We start from the raw sequence: 19,533 nt of genomic DNA, 5'->3' as shown, positions 1-19,533 counted from the left end.
CGAGATGCGTCTCGTCGAAGCCCTCGAAGCGGCCAGTCGATCGGTCAGCACCGCCCAGATCGACATCGAATCCCACTGAAAGGCATTTTGTGAGTGACACTTCGAGCGATTCCAGTTTCCTGGAGACGACGGATTTTCTGGATTGGCAGCACGACGATGTGCAGAGCTTCACCGAGAACGCGGTCGGTCACGTACGTAATCCTATGCAGCAGGCGAGGTTGATCTTCGCCGCGGTGCGAGACAGGATTTGGTATGACCCCTACAGCACAGACGACGACCCCGAGCATTATCGGGCGAGCTATGTAGCGACAGCGTCGAGGGCGTATTGCGTACCGAAGGCGGTGCTGCTGACCGCGGCAGCTCGCGCGGCAGGCATTCCCGCCCGGCTGGGATTCGCAGATGTGCGGAATCATCTGCAAACCCCCACGTTGCGTGCCCGGATGGGGGGCACCGACTTATTCGTTTACCACGGATACAGCGAACTACGACTCAACGACCGTTGGGTGAAGGCGACGCCGGCGTTCAACGCCGAACTCTGCGCGCGATTCGGTGTACCTCCGATCGGCTTCGACGGCCACAACGATGCGCTTCTTCATGCCCACGACGGTGAGGGAAGCAAACACATGGAGTATCTCAATGACCGCGGCTGGTACCACGACCTCCCCTTCACCGACATCGTCACCGAGTTGCATAACCGATACGGCTCGTTCATGCGCGACTGCGAGGCGGAGCCCGACGCCTTCGCCCAGGAGTTGTGAGTCGCTCTACACCGTATGTGCGATTTGGTCGGCGATGAGTTTCACGCGGCCGGGCTGTGGGAATCTGGGGATGTTGCCGCATCGAGTGCCGTGCTCGGCGTCTTGTGCTCTGTTCACTGCTGGAGGTGTGGACGTGGAAGTCGATCTTCGTCGGTCTGGCCGTTGCCGGTCTGGCGTTGTCGGTATCCTTCGATTGGCATCGATGCCTTCGTACCCGCGGATGTGCAACCCGCCCCGTGGAATGCGTTCACGGAAGTGGTTCCCGAGGCCTTGACACCTGATGTAGCCCGGTCCCGGCCATCGCGAATCCCTGAAACGACGCTCAATCCGCCGAATTGTGCAGCGTGCGGTCGAGAAATTCGGCGACTGCCGCGGTGAAGGCGTCGTTGTCGTCGCCCGCAACCATGTGGCCCGTGCCGGAAACGTCGACCGCCTCTGCGTGGGGTACGACTTCGAGGAACTCCTCGACCGACTGCTGCGATGTCACGTCAGAGTGGAGGCCGCGGATCAGAAGCGTTGGTGCTCGCATGCGGCGGGCCCCTTCGATGAGCAATTCGCTTACGGCGCCGAACTGCTCGGCGCCGTTTGCGGCGTCGCCCTGCAGGAACTCGAAGTTGGATGTGATGAAGGCTGGGTCCCATCGCCAGATCCACCGACCGTCATCGCGCTGCTGCAACACTTTGCGGAGTCCGTCCAAGTTCTTGGGCCGAGCGCGATGGCGGTTGTACTCGGCGATGACGTCCGCGGCGGCGTCGAGCGTTTTGAATCCGTCGGGATGGGCAGCCATGAAAGACACGACGCGGCGTGCTCCGTGAAACTCCATTCGCGGAGTGATGTCGACCAGGACGACGGCGCCCCACAGATCGGCGGGCGTCACCAAATGCGTTCCCAACACGGTCATGCCGCCCAAGGATGCGCCGACGACAGCCGGCGGGCGGTCATCGCTGACATGTCTGCGAACGGCTAGCAGGTCGGATGCGAGTCGGTCGAGATCGTATCGACCATCAGGGTCCCAATCGCTGTCGCCGTGACCACGCGCGTCATAGGCGACGACGGTATACCCGCGCGCGTGTAAGCGGCGCGCCGTGGTCGCCCAGGCGTGGCGGTTTTGCCCACCACCGTGCAGCAGTATGACAACTGCGCGGGCGGTTTTGTGTCGGTAGATATCGGCTGCAAGGGCGGTTCCGTCTTCGGTGCGGACTCGCTCGAAGGTAGAGGTCATTTGGTGTGGCCTCGACGGTCACGTCGGACGGCACTCTCGTTTCCCGCGCTGATCACGAGGTGCCTGCCCTCTGGCCGACGACGGTCACTGTTCCCTGCGCGGCGCATACCACGCGCCTGGCGTTGGTGATGTCGATCCTGGCGACACCGCTGCGCTTACCCAGCGCAATGATCTCGGTGACGGCAACGCATACACCGCTGGACACGGGCTGCAGGAAGTTCAGTTTGAATTCGGTTGTGGCGACCCATGATCCAGGAGGGATCACCGGATAGAACACCACGCCCAAGCAGTGGTCGACCATCGCTGACAGGCATCCGCCGTGCAGATTGCCGAAGGGAGTCAACAAGTCGGCCCGGGCATCCATTTCCACAATCAGCCGCCCGGGGGCGAACTCGGTGTGGCGGAAATCCAGGTACTTGGACAGCCCTCCAGAGGTTCCCGCCGCGTTCTGGAACTCCTCGGCAATTTCCTGGTTGAAGTGCGGGAAGTCCATGGTCAGCGCCTCGTTTCGTTCACCGGTACCGATGCCATGGTTGAGACACTACTCCGCAGTTGTCGCATCGACGCAACGCTGGCTGTTGGCCAGCAGAGGTGGAAGCAGGAATCGGCGCAAAAACGCATCGAGGCCTTCGGGGCTGCGGTGCCGGGGGCCGCGAACCGACAGCAAGCTGAGAATGGTGCGCAGGATCCATTCGGCGGCGTCATCGACCGACACACCGGCTTCGAGTTGATCCCAGCGGGCGGCGAACACGGGTCGCAGGAACTCGGCGACGAGTTCGAACAGCGCCACCGATGTTCCCTTGGCCAGTCCTACGCCGGCGAGTTCATCGTCGCTGCCGAACAGTATTCCGATTATGGGTTCGCGGCGGGCCGCGCGCACCGTCACTGCGACGAAATCCAATATTGCAGAGCCCAAGTCGGTGTGCGCCGAGATCCGCCCGCTGATGCGGTGCAGGTAGCGTTCCGCTGCGCGCACGATGACACCGGATAGGACGGATTCGCGACTCGCGAAGTAGCGATAGACCGTGGCGCGGGATACGCCCGCCTGCCTGGCGATGTCCTCCATCGTGGTGCCTGACAGCCCCTTGCTCTGCAGGCACGTTTCGGCGGCATCGAGTAGGCGGTCGCGGGCCATATCGCGGCTTCGTGCAGGAGTCGCGTCGCCCCATCGCAACGATTTTTTCGTCACGGGTGCAAGTATGCCGTGCCAAACCGACTCGCTGTGCCGAACACGGGCGGTTGTCCCATGGAAGCCAGATGTGACAATATCGCAGTCATGTCGCATCGAAGGCGCCGACGATGAGCTCGGCTTGACCGTTGGCCATCCCACCACGTACTCCGGTTGTCGTCGGGGTCGGTGAGTTAACGCACCGTGGCGAAGGCATCGTCGATTCCATCGATTTGGCTTGCGAGGCCGCGCGCCGAGCACTGCAGGATGCGGGGGTCAAGCTTGGGCATCGGATCGATACGGTGGCGACGCCGGGAATCTTGATGATTCCGCGCGACAATCCCGCGTCGAGGATTGCCGAAGCGGCCGGGCTCACGCCGAACCGTCGCATCAGTTGTCCGGTCGGCGGTAATACGCCTCAGTACCTCGTCGAGGTGCTGGGCGGCGGGATTTGGCGCGGTGTCAGCGACGCGGTGCTGATCGTCGGAGCGGAAAGCGGCGCCTCGGCCCGCAAAGTCACATCCGGTGATGCGCTGTTGGAGCCGGATCCCGTTGCAGCACGGGACGAGTCACTTGGTGACACACGCCCCGGACTGAGCGAAGCCGAGATGCGCGCCGGGTTACGGTGGCCGCACCAGGTGTACCCGATCTTCGAATCCGCGATCGCGGCTCGATTCGGCCGCACATTCGACGAGCAGCGCCGCTGGCTGGGAAACCTGATGGCTCCGTTCACGCTGGAAGCGTCCCGACATCCCTCGCAGGCCTGGTTTCCCCGTGCCCGCAGCGCAGACGAGATCAGCACGGTCTCCCCGACTAACCGCATGGTGTGCGAGCCGTATCCGAAGCTACTCAACAGCATCATCGCCGTGGATATGGCTGCCGCGTTCGTCATCATGGCCGCCGAAGTCGCCGCGGACCTCGGCGTCCCCCGGGATCGCTGGGTCTTCCCGTGGTCGTCGGCCACCTGCAACGACGTGTACTTCCCGGTTCAGCGGCCCGATCTGGGTCGTTCCGCCGGAATAAGGGCCGCCGGCAAGGCCGTGTTGGCTGCCAGTGGACTTCACATCGACGACATCAGATGGTTTGATTTCTACTCCTGCTTTCCTTCCGCGGTCGAGGCGGCGATCGACGCCTTGGATCTCGACCCGGCGGATACCCGCGGGTTCACGGTGACCGGCGGATTGCCCTACCACGGCGGGCCGGGAAACAACTATGTCAGCCATTCGATTGTCGAGATGGTGCGACGCTGCAGAAGCGAACCGGACGCCGTGGGGCTCGTGTCCGGACTGGGCTGGTACATCACAAAGCACTCGCTGGGTTTGTGGTCGTCGACCCCACCGCCAACCGGATGGCAGACGCCCGACATGACCCAGGCGCAGTCTGCGATTGACGGCACCTCCCTCGCGGTCGCTTCACCCGCCGACGCATCCGGTAAGGCGACCATAGATGGCTACACCGTCGTGCACGACCGTGAGCAAGGCCCCTCCTGGGTGCCCATTTTCGCGCGCTTGACCGACGGCCGACGCGTCGCGGCGCGCAGCGACGACGCCGAGGTGGCGGTGGCTATGTCACAAGAGATGTGCGCCGGACACCAAGTCGCCGTGCGGCAGGCGGACGGACACGTCGAGTTCGAACTGTCGTGAACGCCGACGCGCTCGTGTTGACCAATCCGCGCACCCTCGAACTGCGCCATCCTCCGCTCCCGCGCGTCGACGACGAGTCGGGTCTCCTCCGGATCGAGGCGTGCGGGCTCTGCGGAACCGACCACGAACAGTTCAGCGGACACCTGCCGGCGAGCTTCGCCTTCATCCCCGGACACGAAATCGTCGGCATCATCGATGAAGTCGGTGACGCCGCACGGGCGCGTTGGGGCGTGTCGGCGGGTCAGCGAGTCGCCGTCGAGGTGTTCCGATCGTGCCGGCAGTGCCAGAATTGCCGCCGCGGTGTGTATCGCAGATGCTCGCGCAACGGACTGGCCACCATGTTCGGCTTCATCGACGTGAACATCGCGCCCAGCCTGTGGGGAGGCTACGCAACGCATCTGCATCTCCCCTTCGATTCCATGCTGTTGCCGGTCCCGGCCGGACTCGACCCAGTCGTGGCGACGTTGTTCAACCCGCTTGGCGCAGGGATCAAATGGGCTGCCCTGCTGCCCGAGACCGGGCCCGAGGACATCGTCGCGGTCCTCGGACCGGGCATCCGCGGGATCTGTGCGGCCGTAGCAGCCAAGGAGGCCGGAGCGGCGTTTGTCGCGATGACCGGTCTCGGCCCTCGCGATCGACCTCGGCTAGCCGCGGCCCGCAAGTTCGGCGTGGACCTGACCATCGACGTTACCCAAGACGACCCGGCACAGGCCCTGCAACAGGCGACCGGCCGGCTCGCAGACGTCGTCGTCGACGTCACCGCGAAGGCGCCAGCCGCGTTCGCGGACGCCGTCGCACTTGCGCAGTCCGGCGGACGCGTGGTGGTCGCCGGCACCCGCGGCGGCGGAGGAGCGCCCGGCTTCGAGCCAGACCTACTCGTCTTCAAGGAATTACGCATTTTCGGCTCGTTAGGTGTCGATTACCCCGCCTACCAGAGCGCCCTCACGTTATTGGTCTCGGGGCGTTGGCCTTTCGGTGAATTGTCGCGCGAGATTACCGGTTTCGCGGGCCTGCCGCAGCTGCTCGACGTCCTGGCCGGCGCTGAGCAGGAGCGGATTCCCGCGCTGCACAACGTCTTTGTACCGATCGCCTGACAGCGCCGCCGGAAGGATACACCGTGAGCAACCGAAACCGGGTTGAGATGCTCGACCTGATAGATGCCCGCGAGCGCGCCGCTCAATGCGGAATCCCGGTCGCCATGGCCGAGCTGTCGGTTTTCAGAATCGCGCTTCATCAGCCCGGTGTGGCCGTCGCATTGCACGGACTGCTGGAGGCATTGCTGTGGAACGGCGCGCTGGATGAGCGTTTGAGGGAGCTGATCATCATGCGGATCGGCTGGGTCACCGGGTCGGTCTATGAATGGACGCAGCACTGGAGGATCGCCCGCTTGCTCGATGTGACCGAACGCGACCTGCTCGCGGTGCGAGACTGGCGAAACACCAGCCACTTCGGCGAAGCCGAGCGAGCGGTACTCGCGGCGACGGACGAGACACTGCAGGACGGCACAATCTCGGATCAAACATGGGCTGCGTGTCACCGTGCGTTGCACGGGGACCCGGCCATCCTCGTCGAGCTCGTCGCCGCGATCGGCAATTGGCGGTTGTTCTCAGCGCTGCTGCGGTCCTTGCAAGTGCCGCTCGAAGACGGCATCGAGGCATGGCCCCCTGACGGAGTTCGACCCTCCGTGGACTGAACCCCGTTTAGTTGAACGGTGGTTGGCTCTCTAAGTCGCCCAAGCAGGTTTCGCTGGTTTCATGACGTCAATGTGCCAGTTGTGAAGGCACCGCAGCTCACCGCGAGCGAGGCCATGCCGAACTTTGTCGAGCGATGGTGAATTGAGGTGTGCCTACCGCGCCGATGCAATCCCGCGAGCCTACATCTCTGCCATCAGCAGCCAGAGGTCAATACGCTGACGATGTCGAACGGTCGGGCCCCGGGGTCTGCAGCCGGCGGTTCCACCATCGAGGATTTCGTCGGGCCTCAATACGGAGCCCGCGGCACTCCATCCGCTGCAGTCGAAGGCCGTTCTCCAGCAATCCGGCCTCAGCACTGAGTGCCGAGATGTACAGGATGCCGTTGTAGGGCAACAGGATTGTAGCCCGCAGTCCCTCGCACTCGGTCGAGTGCGGGACACCAAGTGTCCAGCGCTTCGGCCAGTAGATGAAGTGAGCCAACACGGCCGTCAGGAACAGACCGTTGACAACACCGAAGCCAGCCTCGTGACGCTTATCGGCACGTCGCGCCATGCGAAGAACTACTGCGGTGCTCGTGCCCCAACCCATCGCTGCCGGCACGGGACCGATCACCGACGCGAACGGCATCGCGACTCCCGAAAGGAGTTCTTAGAAGACATGCGCGCCCAGTGACACGGCACCCACTCGTGTCCAGGTTCGCCTGGAAGACCGCCGTGTCAACGGCCGCTGCCGGGAAGGCCCGAGGTGCGCTTCCAACCGCATCGGGAAATGCGTTACCGCGTTGATGTGGCCGAGGCGCATGGCAATTCGTCACGTAGAACCCAGAGTACTCGAACTAATACCGACGCTGGCCATCCCATCTCCTACGAACGGACTTTACCTGCGTCATTGCGAAGTCCGATAACTTGGTAACCGCTTCAGGCCGACTTGACCGCAACAGGCTCTGGTCGAGTTAGACGTTACTTCGGAGTCGTTCGGCACCGTCGGCGTCAAAGAGTTCCCTGGTCCAGCGTTCGAGGATTTCTGCGCTGTCCCAGTCATCGGGATGGAATCCGGCGAGGGTGTAGGAACGGAAGCGCTCAATAGCCGCCGGGCTGAACAGCGGGTTATGACGGAAGGCTCGAAGGCTGCGCAGCAACCGCACCGGGTTGTAGGCGGCACGGTCACCGGCCAGCGAGCGGGTGGTCTGGATGAACAACTCGCTGAACAAGAGAAGGCTGGCGATCCGCATTCCCCAGACCCTGGTGCGTTCGCTTCCACCGACGGTCTGGAAGACATCGAAAGCGACGGCCTTGTGCTCGCATTCTTCCAGTGCGTGCCAGAGCAGAATCGGCCGCACTTCGGTGTCGCCGATCAGTTCTTGAGCTTCGTCGCTGGTGAGAATGATTTCGGCGAACGTCGCCGTGTAGTGCTCCAGGGCGGCCGTCACGGCCAGGCGCATCTTCGGAGAAAATCGCTTCTCAAGCCGGTCAACCAACTTCTTGACGTGCCGATCGATCGCATCGGTCGGATAGCCCATCGCTTGCAGCCGATCGTTGAGCAGCCGATGCTGGTGCCGGTGGGTCGCCTCCTGTGCGATGAATCCCTTGACCGCCTCCTTCAAGTCAGCGTCGCTGATGTGGTCCCGGTACTCGCGGACTGACCGGATAAAGAAGTCTTCGCCTTCGGGGAACGTGGCCGACAAGGTAGAGACGAAGTGACTCATCACCAAGTCGCCATCGACGAAGTGCTGCCTAGTGGTCCCTGCAGGCATGTCGAATCGGACTCGGCGGGGCTTCGGGACGACCCGCGTGGTGGGTCGTGTGGGCGACTCGTCGCTCATGTTGTTCTCCTGTCTCCTGGCAACCCGATAATCTGACTTTACGCCTTGTCAGAATTCGATGGCAAGCTATGCAGGTGGGATCGGCGCGGGTGTATAGCGGGATGTCCGCCGAGGAGCGCCACCGGAACAGGCGCACACGTCTCATCGAGGCCGCGATGGAGTTGATCGGCACGCACGGCGTGGCCGCCGCCACTGTGACTGCCGTCTGCGCCGAGTCAGGTGTCACGTCACGCTACTTCTATCAGCATTTCTCCGGCAGAGACGCGCTCCTGCGTGCTGTCTACCAGCAGCTCTATGCCACCTTCCAGGAGGTGATAGTCGATGCGATTCCCGATGCCGGCGCCCCACCCGAGGTGCTGGCGTACGCTCCGATCCGCGGGCTGGTCGGCATGATCGACAACGATCCTCGGCTGGGTCGGATCTTGTTCGTGGAATCTGCAACCGAGCCGCTGCTCCGGGAGCTACGCAGCGAACTGATGGCCGGTTTCACTGACCTCGTATTGCGTGAGGCCAGACTTCACCTCGACATCGCCGACTCTGCAGTGGGCGTTGCCCATTTGGCTTCAACCTTAGGCGTGGGGGGATTGTTCGAAGTCTTGCGCCGCTGGCTCGACGGAGAACTGGAGTTCACCACCGATGAACTCGTTCAGCACTGCGCGGGTTTCCTGGGCAGCCTCGCCAGTTACGTGCTGCTGCAGAACAGGGACGACTCGGCCACAACCGAAGCCCAATCTTAGAGGCAGCTTTTTGCCGATCGGGGCCCCGCTTCGCGATCTTGAGGTGGTGCGCCCCGTTATCACATCCGGAATCAGCACGGTAACGCCGCTGTACATCATCAGAGGCCAGCGTCGTCGACCAGATATCGTTCGGCCAGGGTTTCGGCAAGCCGGCTGGTGTGTTCGACGATCTCCTCCTGGTTGACGTCAAGTAGACCCGCGTGCCAGGCAGTGATCAACTCAACGAAGCCGCCGACAGCAACCAAGGTGTCCATCCGAAGGGCGGTTTCATCCGCATCCGGTCTCAGGTGAGGTTCACTGGCTGCGATCACCAGGTGTGTCGCCTCCTGCAGTGCGACAGCGCGCCGATCCTGAAGCGGGGAACTGCCCACATGTTGAGCCAGTAAGATCTTCGCCCTACCCGGATCCTCTGCGATCCGGTCGACCACCGCGGCGATGGTCACGCGAATGGTCTCCATCGGCGGCTGCCCGATGCGTTCTGCCAGGGTCGCGGAAACCTCACCGAGCATCTCGTTGCGCACCCCGTCCCATGCGGCAACCAGTAACTCGTCGCGGGTCTTGAAGTCTTCGTAAAAGTAGCGGTCGTTCAGGCCGGTTTTGGCGCACACTCCTCTCATTGTGACTGCGGCCCAACCGCTTTCACTCCAGATTTCGGTCGCGGCACCAATCAGGCGCTGGCGGCGCTCCGCCCGGCGTTCAGCACCGGTACGCCCGCCCCATCTCTTCACCCGCGTCCGCACTTCTCCATCTTGACAAACCAGGGTAGGTCGTATGAATCTGGTGGCATGCGCCCACAATGGTGGCTTATGCCACCAATTGCTTTCGCGGGACTCCAGCGATGGACGATCAGAACGCTCGGACTTCGAGTCCTCCGATGAGGCTCCCGCTGTTCGGCAGTCCCGTCCGCCGCAGCCATCGTGCCGACGCAGTCGTCACCGGCGCAGGCAGTGGTATTGGCCGCGCTTTTGCCGTTGAGCTCGCGCGCCGGGGCGGGCGCGTGGTGTGTGCCGATATCGATGGTGTTCGTGCCAAGGAGACCGCGGATCTGATATCCGAGCTTGGTGGCCTTGCCCGTGGTGTCGTTTGCGACGTCTCGGACGAAAGCCAGGTTCGCGAACTCGCCGAGTCGGCGGAGAACTGGTTCGGCGGCGCTGCGGGACTGGTCATCAACAATGCGGGCATCGGCGTCGGAGGCAACATGATCGGTGCAACGTCCACGAGCGATTGGTGTGCGACGTTGTCGGTCAATCTATGGGGAGCCATCCACGGCTGCGAAGTCTTCGTGCCGCGGCTTCGCGAACGTGGATTTGGAGGGCTCATCAACGTCGCGTCGGCGGCAAGCTTCGGCTCGGCCCCGCGCATGGCGGCCTACAACGTGAGCAAAGCGGGCGTGCTGGCGTTGTCGGAAACGTTGGCAGCCGAGCTGAGCGGAACCGGCGTCACCGTGACGGTCCTGTGCCCCACCTTCGTCAAGACGAACATCGTCGACAATCCGCGCATCGAGGAATCGGCGGCCGCGCTCGCCGCGAACCTGATGACGTGGACCGGCGTGTCGCCGGAGTATGTGGCACGAACCACCCTGGATGCACACGACCGCGGCCAGCTGTACGTCCTGCCGCAAATCGACGCCAAAGTCCTCTGGCGGGTGAAGAGACTCGTGCCGGCGACTTTCACGCGCGCAATGGGACTCGCCCAGCGGGTAGGGCTTTGATACCCACGAACAACCAAGACGAGTGGTCAACGGAAGGTGAGGACATGGCTTTCGAATACAGCGACATGCTGCAGACGATCAAAGACCGCCAGTGGGCGCTGGCCGACATCGACTGGGACGCACCCGGTGCCGAGTTAATCACCGACGAGCAACGGCCCAGCCTGAAACAGTTCATGGCCGACGTGGTGTGGATCGAGCATGTCGGTGCCCGCGCTTTCGCGGCGATGGCCCCCAAAGCGCCCTTCGAGGCGCTGGGAGAGATATACCGGTATTTCCACGCCGAGGAGCAGCGGCACGCCAACGCAGAACTGGCGCTGATGCATCGCTGGGGGATGCTCGAAGAGGGCGAGAAGCCCGTGCCGAACAAGAACATCCGGCTGGTCATCGAATGGCTCGATCGATACGCCGAAGCGCTCCCGCTGACGGTGATCGGAGCCGCCATACCGGCCTTGGAAACCGCTCTGGATGGGGCGCTGCTCAAGTTTCTGCTGGACGAGGTGGCAGACCCCGTATGCGGTCAAGTGTTCGCCAAAGTCAATAGCGACGAATCGCGCCACCTTGCGGTGGGCTTTCAGGTGCTGAACGACTTGGGGGCCAGTCCGATGAGGGTGCACGCGATTCAGACCGCTGCATCTCTCGTGGACCCACGAATTCTCACCGGTGCGTTGCTCTACGTTCCGCTGCTGACGCGAATGCTGATGAACTTGAACGCCTGGGGCCTGTCCGAGGACAAGCTGTACAACGCGGTCATCCGCTACTCGAACGTCGGCGATCGCAGTGAACACACCCGCCGTGTTCCCGGCTATCACATCCTCAAGGCGCACATGTCTGCCACGATCAACCACGCCCAACCGCTGCAGTTCATCTCGCAACGACTCGGCACGGTAATCGACTACTTCCCCACTCAAGTGCTCGGTAAGACGCCGTCATGGACTGATGAGCTGACCTACGAACCGGTGGCCAAGTGAGCGACACGACCACTGTTCTGATCGTCGGAGCCGGATTCGCCGGACTTGGCACGGCGATTCAACTGCTCAAGCGGGGCATCGAGGATTTCGTAATCTTGGAGCGTGCCGCCGAGGTGGGGGGGACTTGGCGCGACAACACCTATCCCGGTGCCGCCTGCGACATTCCCTCACTGCTGTATTCGTATTCCTTCGAACAATATCCGAACTGGTCGCGTTCCTATTCGGGGAGCAGCGAAATTCTGGACTACATCAAAGGCATGGTCGACAAGCACGGCCTGTCGCGGTTCATTCGTTTCCACGTCAACGTGACGGGACTGGCGTTCGACGAAGACAGCGGGACATGGCTGGCTCAGACCGACGGTGGGCCGAGCTACCGGGCGCGCACGGTGGTATTGGCGAGTGGACCACTCGCCAATGCCAATTTCCCCGACATCCGAGGACTGGATAGCTACCTCGGCCATAAGATTCACAGCGCACGTTGGGATCACGACTACGACATGAGCGACAAACGTGTCGCGGTCATCGGTACCGGAGCCAGCGCGGTGCAGATCATTCCGGAATTGGTCAAGACCGCGCGTTCGGTGAAAGTATTCCAGCGCACCCCCGGTTGGGTGCTTCCCCGCCCCGATTTTCCCCACCCGAATGTCGCTAAGGCGGCTTTCGGTCGGCTTGCGATTCTGCAGAGTGCCGCTCGGGAGGCGTGGTTCTGGGCGCACGAAGTCACGGCCGTCGGCATGGTGTGGGATACCCCGGCCACGACCATCATCTCGTGGTTGGCGAAGGCGAATCTACGTCGCCAGGTCAGGGATCCGTGGATGCGGCGACAACTGACGCCAGACTTCCGGCCGGGCTGTAAACGCATGCTGATGACCAGCGACTACTACCCGGCTCTGCAACGCGACAATTGCAAACTCGTCTCGTGGCCGATCGCGACCATCTCGCCCAACGGCATCCGCACCGCGGATGGCATCGAGCACGAGGTCGACTGCATCGTGTTCGCCACCGGTTTCGACGTCTGCAAGGCCGGGACACCCTTTCCGATCTCGGGTCTGAACGGTCGAAAGCTGGCGGACGAATGGTCTGAAGGCGCCTACGCTTACAAGAGCGTCAGCGTCTCGGGGTACCCCAATCTTTTCTTCACCTTTGGGCCGAATTCGGGTCCGGGGCACAATTCTGCGTTGGTGTACATGGAAGCCGAAATCCGTTACATCGTCGATGCCATCGGCGTGATCATCGACCGTGGTTTGCAGACCTTCGACGTCAAAGGGGACCGACAGAACCGCTACCACGGCCAACTCCAGCGCCGGCTTGCAGGCACCACGTGGAACTCCGGCTGTAAGAGCTGGTACCTCACCGGGGACGGCTACAACGGGACCATGTATCCGGGCTTCGCCAGCCAGTTCGTCAGGCAACTGGCGCGCGTGCAGACCGACGACTATGTGATGACACCGAACACCTCCCGACTTGCGAGCCCCGCGAAAAGCAGTGCTGCCCATGACTTTTATGCGCCTGCGGCGACCACGCGCACGGCTAGGCGCCGTGACAAGGCAGCATCGGGTACGGCATCGACAACGCAGATGCCTAGGTAATCCGAAGCACGCGAGTTCATGCTCCCAAGAGAGGGCGGGTACACAGCGTTGAAATCGGACCCCCATGGCAAGCCGAGCTTCGCGAGCATTCTCGTTGCCCTCGCAGCACGCAGTCTGTTTCGTCCACTGACCCAGGTGCTACCACCGAATCAAGCCGGCCTGTCGATCATGGACGCAGTATTGCGGGCCGCCCTCGTCGGATCCGGACCGCGGCGCGGAGTGCAAGTCGCGCGGGTCGATCAGCCGTTCGACGGAAATTGGGTGCGGGGCGACTGGATCCTCGGTCCCGGCGTGGACAAGGATTGTCCGCCCATTCTTTACATCCACGGTGGTGCGTTCGCGATGTGCTCGCCAAGGACCCACCGCGGGCTCCTGGGCGAGCTAAGCGCCGCATCGGGTCGCCCGGTGTTTGCGGTCCAGTACCGGCTGGCGCCGCGACATCCCTATCCGGCCGCTGCCGACGATGCGCTCAACGCCTACAGGTGGTTGACCTGTGATCGCCCCGGCGGGCCGCGAGGCGGCTCGGTGGCGGTGGCGGGCGACTCTGGCGGCGGCCAACTGGCCGTGGCTACCGCACTGGGCGCGCACACACATGGGTTACCTGCGCCCGACGCGATGTTGCTGATGTCGCCGGTGCTGGATTTGACGTGCCAACTCGCTCTCGCACGCGATCTGCGGCGCCGCGACCCGTTCGCGTCGGCCTTGTCGGCCGCGCGCAGCCTCGGGCTCTATGTGGGTTGTGCCGATCCCACGGATCCGCGCATCAGTGTGCTCGACGCGGATCTCCGTGATATGCCGCCGACGCTGATCCAGGTCGGCGGGCGGGAGATGTTGCTCGATGACGCACGACGGTTCGCTGACCGCATGCAATTGTTCGAGTCATCCGTGAAGTTACAGGTATGGCGCGGCCAAATCCACGTATTTCAGGCCATGTTTCGGGTCTTGCCGGAGGCGCGAGCGGCCCTTCGTTCGGCGGGGGTTTTCCTGTCGGGTTCCGGAACAAGGTGCTACCAAATGTCAGAAGAGTGACCTTTATCGAGATCGATCTGAAGGGTCTGCCAACCGCGGCGCACGCGATATGCAGTCGCGCAGCCCGCCAGAAGTGACGAGTCGAGGAATCGTCGCCAGACGAGGAGTTGAACATATTCGGATTTCAGAACACGAAATTCAAGCTCGCCGAAGTCGCTACCGGAGCCCGCATCGCACGAGTGTTCCTCGACCACTGCATCGGCCTACACCTCGAGGGACGATTGGACGTCCAGACCGTCGCAATGGCCAAGTGGTGGACCACCGAACGCGCCATGCACGTTCTTGACGATTGTCTGCAGCTGCACGGAGGTTACGGATACAAGCAGGAGTACCCCATCTCGCGCCTCTGGGTGGACCAGCGAGTGCAGATGATCTACGCCGGTTGCCGCGAGCCCGCCCGGATTCGGTTGGCACATTCTTGGCACAGCGGGGGTCGCCGGTCGGGATGGATAACCCCGTTTGAACTGGGCGAACATCGGTGGGCGCGGACGGTATCGAACCGCCGACCGCTGGTGTGTAAAACCAGAGCTCTACCACTGAGCTACGCGCCCTCGTCAGGGCAAATTACACGCCGACGAGGTCAGACACGAAATCCGTCAATCCGACCGAAGCGCCGCCAAGGCATCCGTCCACGCCGCCTGATCGCGCGGCTCCCCCGGCTGCTTCATCTCCGCGAACCGGACGATGCCGGCGCGATCCACGACGAAGGTCCCCCGATTGGCGAAGCCGGCGTCGTGGTTGAACACGCCATAGGCCTGCGCCACCGCGCCATGCGGCCAGAAGTCCGACAGGACCGGAAACAGGAAGCCGCTTTCGGTCGCCCAGACCTTGTGAGTCGGCGGCGGGCCGACCGAAATGGCCAACGTCGCGGTGTCGTCGTTCTCGTAATTCCCCAGATGGTCACGGATCTCGTCGAGCTCGCCCTGACAGATCCCCGTGAACGCCAACGGGAAGAACACCAGCAATACATCTTTGGCTCCGCGGAAGTCGCTCAGGGTGACCGGCTGGCCGTTCTGGTCCTTGAGCGTGAAGTCCGGCGCCTCGGTTCCGACGTCGATCAATGCCTACCTGCCGCCTTTGACTTCGGCTGCACCAACCGGCTGGCGATCCAGCCACCGAGGTTGGCCGATGAAGTCTGCATCAGCCCGGCCGTCGGCGCCGACTCGGCGATCTCAGCCGGCTGCACGTGTCCGGGCTTACCCGTCTTGGGGGTGACGACCCAGATGACGCCGTCGTCGGCCAGGGGGGTGATGGCGTCCATCAGACGATCGACGAGGTCGCCGTCGTCATCGCGCCACCACAGCAGCACCACGTCGATCACTTCGTCGGCGTCTTCGTCGAGCAGCTCACCACCGCACGCGTCCTCGATGTCGGCCCGGATGTCGTCGTCGACGTCCTCGTCCCAGCCCAACTCCTGCACAACCTGATCTTTTTGGATGCCCAGTCTTTGGGCGTAGTTCGAGGCGTCCTCCGCCGCGACCACCGTCGGTCCTCCTTCAGCCAGCTGGCGCGATGTGCGTCCGGCCCTATCGTCGCACGCCGGGGTCCACTAGCGACTCACCGGAGGCCAGGTTGTGCCGAACTAAATCAATATGCCGCATCACAGCGGTTCAGCGCGGTGGTCTTCGCATCGTTGAGCTTGGTGATCGCGGCATTGAATTCTTCGGGGCCGTAATTGCCCTCAATCGCCACTGCCACGCCCCTTGCGGCGTCGACCCAGGTGTTCATCGAGTCCTTCAGGTCCGGCGGCAGCGGATCGGACACGCTCCGGGCGACCAGGTCGGCGCTGTGATTGAGAGCGTCGATCGCCGGGCGCGCCTTCGCGTCGGCGTCGGCGGTGCTCTGGTTGAAGGCGTCGACGTAGGCGTTCACCGCGGCGATCGCGTCCACACTGCTGGTGCTCAGCGACTCACACGACGTATGCACCGCCTCCTGGGTGAGCGATGCCTGCCGCTCGGACTCGCGGGCACTTGAGCTGGCGGCGGACTCCGCGATCGACGCCGACACCGATGCCCGATACACGGGTGCATCCGCGGTATCGACCGACGCGGTGCCCTGGGTGACACTGCTACAGCCCACGACGATCATCGCCGCGGAAGCGGCACTGCCGACCGCGAGAGCGGCGATCCGCAGGCGTCTCGGAAACAGCCAACCGGTCACCACGGTCTGCAGAGGTTACCGGGTCCGATTCGCGACCGCGGGTTCATTCCAGTCCCGTACCCCCACCGGTGCATCTCGTGCAGGATTGGAGAAGGATGGAGAGACCGAGCACACAAGGGTGCAAAGTGACCACAGGTGAGAGGTGCGGAAAACATCCGCGCCGACCACCGCAGCACGTATACCGCCTAACAAGGAGCGGAAGTTGACCACCGAGTTCGCGCGCCAGGACCTGGCCCAAAACTCCAGCAGTGCAGCCGAACCCGACCGCGTTCGGGTGATCCGTGAAGGTGTCGCGTCGTATCTGCCCGACATCGACACCGAAGAGACCGGCGAGTGGCTGGAGTCGTTCGACAAGCTGCTCGAGCGGTCCGGGCCCGCCCGCGCCCGCTACCTGATGCTGCGGTTGCTGGAGCGCGCGGGCGAACAGCGGGTGGCCATCCCTGCGCTGACGTCCACCGACTACGTCAACACCATCCCGACCGAACTGGAGCCGTGGTTCCCCGGCGACGAGGACGTCGAACGCCGCTACCGGGCCTGGATCCGCTGGAACGCCGCGATCATGGTGCACCGTGCGCAGCGACCGGGAGTCGGTGTCGGAGGGCACATCTCGACATACGCATCCTCCGCGGCGCTCTACGAGGTCGGGTTCAACCACTTCTTCCGCGGCAAGGCACACCCCGGCGGCGGCGACCAGATCTTCATCCAGGGCCACGCCTCGCCGGGTATCTACGCGCGCGCGTTCCTCGAGGGCCGGCTGACCGCCGATGACCTCGACGGCTTCCGACAGGAGCACAGCCACCCCGGCGGCGGGCTGCCGTCGTACCCACATCCGCGCCTGATGCCGGACTTCTGGGAATTCCCGACGGTGTCGATGGGCCTTGGCCCGATGAACGCGATCTACCAGGCCCGCTTCAACCACTACCTGGACGACCGCGGCATCAAGGACACCTCCGACCAGCACGTGTGGGCGTTCCTCGGCGACGGCGAGATGGACGAGCCCGAATCCCGCGGCCTGATCCAGGTCGCGGCCAACGAGGGTCTCGACAACCTGACATTCGTCATCAACTGCAACCTGCAGCGCCTCGACGGCCCGGTGCGCGGCAACGGCAAGATCATCCAGGAGCTGGAGTCGTTCTTCCGCGGCGCCGGCTGGAACGTCATCAAGGTCGTGTGGGGCCGAGAATGGGACACCCTGCTGCACGCCGACCGCGACGGCGCGCTGGTGAACCTGATGAACACGACGCCCGACGGTGACTACCAGACCTATAAGGCCAACGACGGCGCCTACGTTCGCGACCACTTCTTCGGCCGCGACCCGCGCACCAAGCAGCTCGTCGAGAAGATGTCGGACGCCGAGATCTGGAACCTCAAGCGCGGCGGCCACGATTACCGCAAGGTGTACGCCGCCTACCGCGCAGCGATGGATCACAAGGGCCAGCCGACCGTCATCCTGGCCAAGACCATCAAGGGTTACTCGCTGGGCGCGCACTTCCAGGGCCGCAACGCCACGCACCAAATGAAGAAGCTCGCACTGGCCGACCTCAAGTATTTCCGTGATGCACAACGCATTCCGGTCAGCGACGAACAGCTTGAAGAGAATCCCTACCTCCCGCCGTACTACCACCCCGGCCCGGAGGCGCCCGAGATCCGCTACATGCTGGAGCGGCGACGGGCATTGGGCGGCTTCCTGCCCGAGCGACGCACCCACGCCAAGGTGCTGCCCCTTCCTCCGCGCGACACCTACAAGGCGCTGAAGAAGGGCTCGGGTAACCAGGAGGTCGCCACCACCATGGCGACAGTGCGGACGTTCAAGGAACTGTTGCGCGACAAGGAGATCGGGAAGCGCATCGTTCCGATCATCCCCGACGAGGCACGCACGTTCGGCATGGACTCGTGGTTCCCGAGCCTGAAGATCTACAACCGCAACGGCCAGCTGTACACGGCCGTGGACGCCGAATTGATGTTGGCGTACAAGGAAAGTGAGATCGGCCAGATCCTGCACGAGGGCATCAACGAGGCAGGTTCGACGGCGTCGTTCACCGCGGTGGGCACCTCGTATGCCACCCACAACGAGCCGATGATCCCCCTGTACATCTTCTACTCGATGTTCGGCTTCCAGCGCACCGGCGACAGCTTATGGGCTGCGGCCGACCAGATGGCGCGCGGTTTCGTGCTCGGCGCCACCGCGGGGCGCACCACCCTCGTCGGCGAGGGCCTGCAGCACGCCGACGGGCATTCTTTGCTGCTCGCCGCCACCAATCCGGCCGTGGTGGCCTACGACCCGGCGTTCGCCTACGAAATCGCCTACATCGTGGAGAGCGGCCTCGCGCGGATGTACGGCGAGGACCCGGAGAACGTGTACTTCTACATCACGATCTACAACGAGCCGTATGTACAGCCGGCCGAGCCGGAAGGGGTCGACGTCGACGCGCTGCTGCGCGGCATCTACCGCTATCGGCCCGCGCCGGAGAAGAGGTCACACGCCGCTCAGATCCTGGCGTCCGGTGTCGCGATGCCCGAAGCGTTGCGCGCTGCGCAGTTGTTGAGCGACGAATGGGACGTCGCCGCCGATGTGTGGTCGGTGACGAGTTGGAACGAGCTCAATCGCGACGGCGTGGCGATCGAGAAGCAGCGGCTGCGCCACCCCGACCGGGAAGCCGGCACGCCGTTCGTCACGACGGCCCTGGCCGACGCGGTCGGACCGGTCATCGCGGTGTCGGACTGGATGCGCGCGGTTCCCGAGCAGATCCGGCCGTGGGTGCCCGGCACCTACGTCACGCTGGGCACCGACGGCTTCGGCTTCTCCGACACCCGGCCTGCGGCTCGGCGCTACTACAACACCGATGCCGAGTCGATTGCGGTCGCGGTGCTCGAGGGGCTGGCGCGCGACGGCAACATCGATCAGTCGGTCGCCGTCGATGCGGCGAACAAGTACCAGATCGACGATGTCCTGGCCGCGCCCGAACAGACATCGGATCCCGGCGTCGCCTGACCGCCCTTCTTGGAGGATTCCTCCAGAAGCATGGCGTAGT

Annotated in this window: 19 protein-coding genes, 1 tRNA gene and 1 pseudogene; 11 read left to right on the top strand and 10 right to left on the bottom strand. The window is 63.6% G+C overall.

Features of this window, described 5'->3' with window-relative positions:
• The first annotated feature begins 89 nt into the window (after positions 1-89).
• Positions 90-758, top strand: a complete 669-nt coding sequence (locus BST47_RS10125) for a transglutaminase-like domain-containing protein (RefSeq protein WP_107528917.1) — start codon at positions 90-92, stop codon at positions 756-758.
• Positions 759-1,080: 322 nt separating this feature from the next.
• Here the strand turns inward: BST47_RS10125 and BST47_RS10120 are convergent, their stop codons facing one another.
• Genes BST47_RS10120 through BST47_RS10110 form a run of 3 tightly spaced genes read right to left on the bottom strand, consistent with a single transcriptional unit; the run spans position 1,081 to position 3,115 of the window.
• A complete protein-coding gene (locus BST47_RS10120; protein WP_083125385.1) occupies positions 1,081-1,980 on the bottom strand; it encodes an alpha/beta fold hydrolase in 900 nt (299 codons plus the stop codon).
• Between the two features lie 52 nt (positions 1,981-2,032).
• Positions 2,033-2,473, bottom strand: a complete 441-nt coding sequence (locus BST47_RS10115; protein WP_083125384.1) for a PaaI family thioesterase — start codon at positions 2,471-2,473, stop codon at positions 2,033-2,035.
• A gap of 48 nt (positions 2,474-2,521) precedes the next feature.
• Positions 2,522-3,115, bottom strand: coding sequence for a TetR/AcrR family transcriptional regulator (locus tag BST47_RS10110; protein ID WP_207568585.1), 594 nt, complete (start codon positions 3,113-3,115; stop codon positions 2,522-2,524).
• Between the two features lie 182 nt (positions 3,116-3,297).
• On the opposite strand from BST47_RS10110, the gene BST47_RS10105 reads away from it, so the two are divergent.
• Genes BST47_RS10105 through BST47_RS10095 form a run of 3 tightly spaced genes read left to right on the top strand, consistent with a single transcriptional unit; the run spans position 3,298 to position 6,484 of the window.
• Positions 3,298-4,791, top strand: a complete 1,494-nt coding sequence (locus BST47_RS10105) for an acetyl-CoA acetyltransferase (RefSeq protein ID WP_083125382.1) — start codon at positions 3,298-3,300, stop codon at positions 4,789-4,791.
• Positions 4,788-5,885 carry a zinc-dependent alcohol dehydrogenase gene (locus BST47_RS10100; RefSeq protein WP_083125381.1) on the top strand — a complete coding sequence of 366 codons (1,098 nt, stop codon included), beginning with the start codon at positions 4,788-4,790 and terminating at the stop codon, positions 5,883-5,885. The genes BST47_RS10105 and BST47_RS10100 overlap by 4 nt, the downstream gene beginning before the upstream one ends.
• A gap of 47 nt (positions 5,886-5,932) precedes the next feature.
• A complete protein-coding gene (locus BST47_RS10095) occupies positions 5,933-6,484 on the top strand; it encodes a carboxymuconolactone decarboxylase family protein (protein ID WP_107528927.1) in 552 nt (183 codons plus the stop codon).
• A 208-nt stretch (positions 6,485-6,692) separates the two neighbouring features.
• Here the strand turns inward: BST47_RS10095 and BST47_RS10090 are convergent, their stop codons facing one another.
• Both BST47_RS10090 and BST47_RS10085 read right to left on the bottom strand, forming a co-directional pair.
• Positions 6,693-7,112: a hypothetical protein gene (locus BST47_RS10090; RefSeq protein WP_083125379.1), complete on the bottom strand. Its 420-nt coding sequence runs from the start codon at positions 7,110-7,112 to the stop codon at positions 6,693-6,695.
• Between the two features lie 325 nt (positions 7,113-7,437).
• A complete protein-coding gene (locus tag BST47_RS10085) occupies positions 7,438-8,307 on the bottom strand; it encodes a metal-dependent hydrolase (protein WP_083125378.1) in 870 nt (289 codons plus the stop codon).
• A gap of 101 nt (positions 8,308-8,408) precedes the next feature.
• Here BST47_RS10085 and BST47_RS10080 point away from each other — a divergent pair, with 101 nt between their 5' ends.
• Positions 8,409-9,044, top strand: a complete 636-nt coding sequence (locus tag BST47_RS10080; RefSeq protein ID WP_083125536.1) for a TetR/AcrR family transcriptional regulator — start codon at positions 8,409-8,411, stop codon at positions 9,042-9,044.
• Between the two features lie 98 nt (positions 9,045-9,142).
• On the opposite strand, the gene BST47_RS10075 is transcribed toward BST47_RS10080, so the two are convergent.
• Positions 9,143-9,784, bottom strand: a complete 642-nt coding sequence (locus tag BST47_RS10075) for a TetR/AcrR family transcriptional regulator (protein ID WP_107528916.1) — start codon at positions 9,782-9,784, stop codon at positions 9,143-9,145.
• A gap of 134 nt (positions 9,785-9,918) precedes the next feature.
• Here BST47_RS10075 and BST47_RS10070 point away from each other — a divergent pair, with 134 nt between their 5' ends.
• The 5 genes and pseudogenes from BST47_RS10070 to BST47_RS10050 all read left to right on the top strand — a co-directional run.
• Entirely contained in the window at positions 9,919-10,755 is an 837-nt protein-coding gene (locus tag BST47_RS10070) for an SDR family NAD(P)-dependent oxidoreductase (protein WP_083125377.1), read from the top strand.
• A gap of 44 nt (positions 10,756-10,799) precedes the next feature.
• The gene (locus BST47_RS10065; protein WP_083125376.1) at positions 10,800-11,723 is read left to right on the top strand and encodes a reductase; all 924 of its coding nucleotides are present in this window, start codon (positions 10,800-10,802) and stop codon (positions 11,721-11,723) included.
• Positions 11,720-13,312 carry a flavin-containing monooxygenase gene (locus BST47_RS10060; RefSeq protein WP_083125375.1) on the top strand — a complete coding sequence of 531 codons (1,593 nt, stop codon included), beginning with the start codon at positions 11,720-11,722 and terminating at the stop codon, positions 13,310-13,312. Before BST47_RS10065 ends, BST47_RS10060 begins: the two co-directional genes overlap by 4 nt.
• A gap of 18 nt (positions 13,313-13,330) precedes the next feature.
• A complete protein-coding gene (locus BST47_RS10055; RefSeq protein ID WP_083125374.1) occupies positions 13,331-14,341 on the top strand; it encodes an alpha/beta hydrolase in 1,011 nt (336 codons plus the stop codon).
• Positions 14,342-14,454: 113 nt separating this feature from the next.
• A pseudogene (locus BST47_RS10050) lies at positions 14,455-14,760 on the top strand (acyl-CoA dehydrogenase family protein); the annotation flags it as partial.
• Between the two features lie 60 nt (positions 14,761-14,820).
• Here the strand turns inward: BST47_RS10050 and BST47_RS10045 are convergent.
• The 4 genes from BST47_RS10045 to BST47_RS10030 all read right to left on the bottom strand — a co-directional run bounded on the left by BST47_RS10045 (position 14,821) and on the right by BST47_RS10030 (position 16,504).
• A tRNA-Val gene (locus BST47_RS10045) sits at positions 14,821-14,892 on the bottom strand.
• 45 nt (positions 14,893-14,937) lie between these two features.
• Positions 14,938-15,402: a peroxiredoxin gene (locus BST47_RS10040; protein ID WP_083125373.1), complete on the bottom strand. Its 465-nt coding sequence runs from the start codon at positions 15,400-15,402 to the stop codon at positions 14,938-14,940.
• On the bottom strand, positions 15,399-15,824 hold the full coding sequence (locus tag BST47_RS10035) for a DUF3052 domain-containing protein (RefSeq protein ID WP_083125372.1): 426 nt from the start codon (positions 15,822-15,824) through the stop codon (positions 15,399-15,401). Before BST47_RS10035 ends, BST47_RS10040 begins: the two co-directional genes overlap by 4 nt.
• A 104-nt stretch (positions 15,825-15,928) precedes the next feature.
• Positions 15,929-16,504 (bottom strand): Rv2240c family protein, encoded by a 576-nt coding sequence (locus BST47_RS10030; RefSeq protein ID WP_207568579.1) that lies wholly within the window; start codon positions 16,502-16,504, stop codon positions 15,929-15,931.
• Positions 16,505-16,703: 199 nt separating this feature from the next.
• On the opposite strand from BST47_RS10030, the gene aceE reads away from it, so the two are divergent.
• Positions 16,704-19,493, top strand: a complete 2,790-nt coding sequence (gene aceE, locus BST47_RS10025; protein WP_083125371.1) for a pyruvate dehydrogenase (acetyl-transferring), homodimeric type — start codon at positions 16,704-16,706, stop codon at positions 19,491-19,493.
• The last annotated feature ends 40 nt before the right edge of the window (positions 19,494-19,533 follow it).

Origin of the sequence: Mycolicibacterium tusciae (assembly GCF_002086795.1) — a bacterium.
Classification (GTDB): domain Bacteria; phylum Actinomycetota; class Actinomycetes; order Mycobacteriales; family Mycobacteriaceae; genus Mycobacterium; species Mycobacterium tusciae.
Note: the sequence above shows the minus strand (reverse complement) of the source record. Positions and strands in the feature narration are given on the sequence as shown.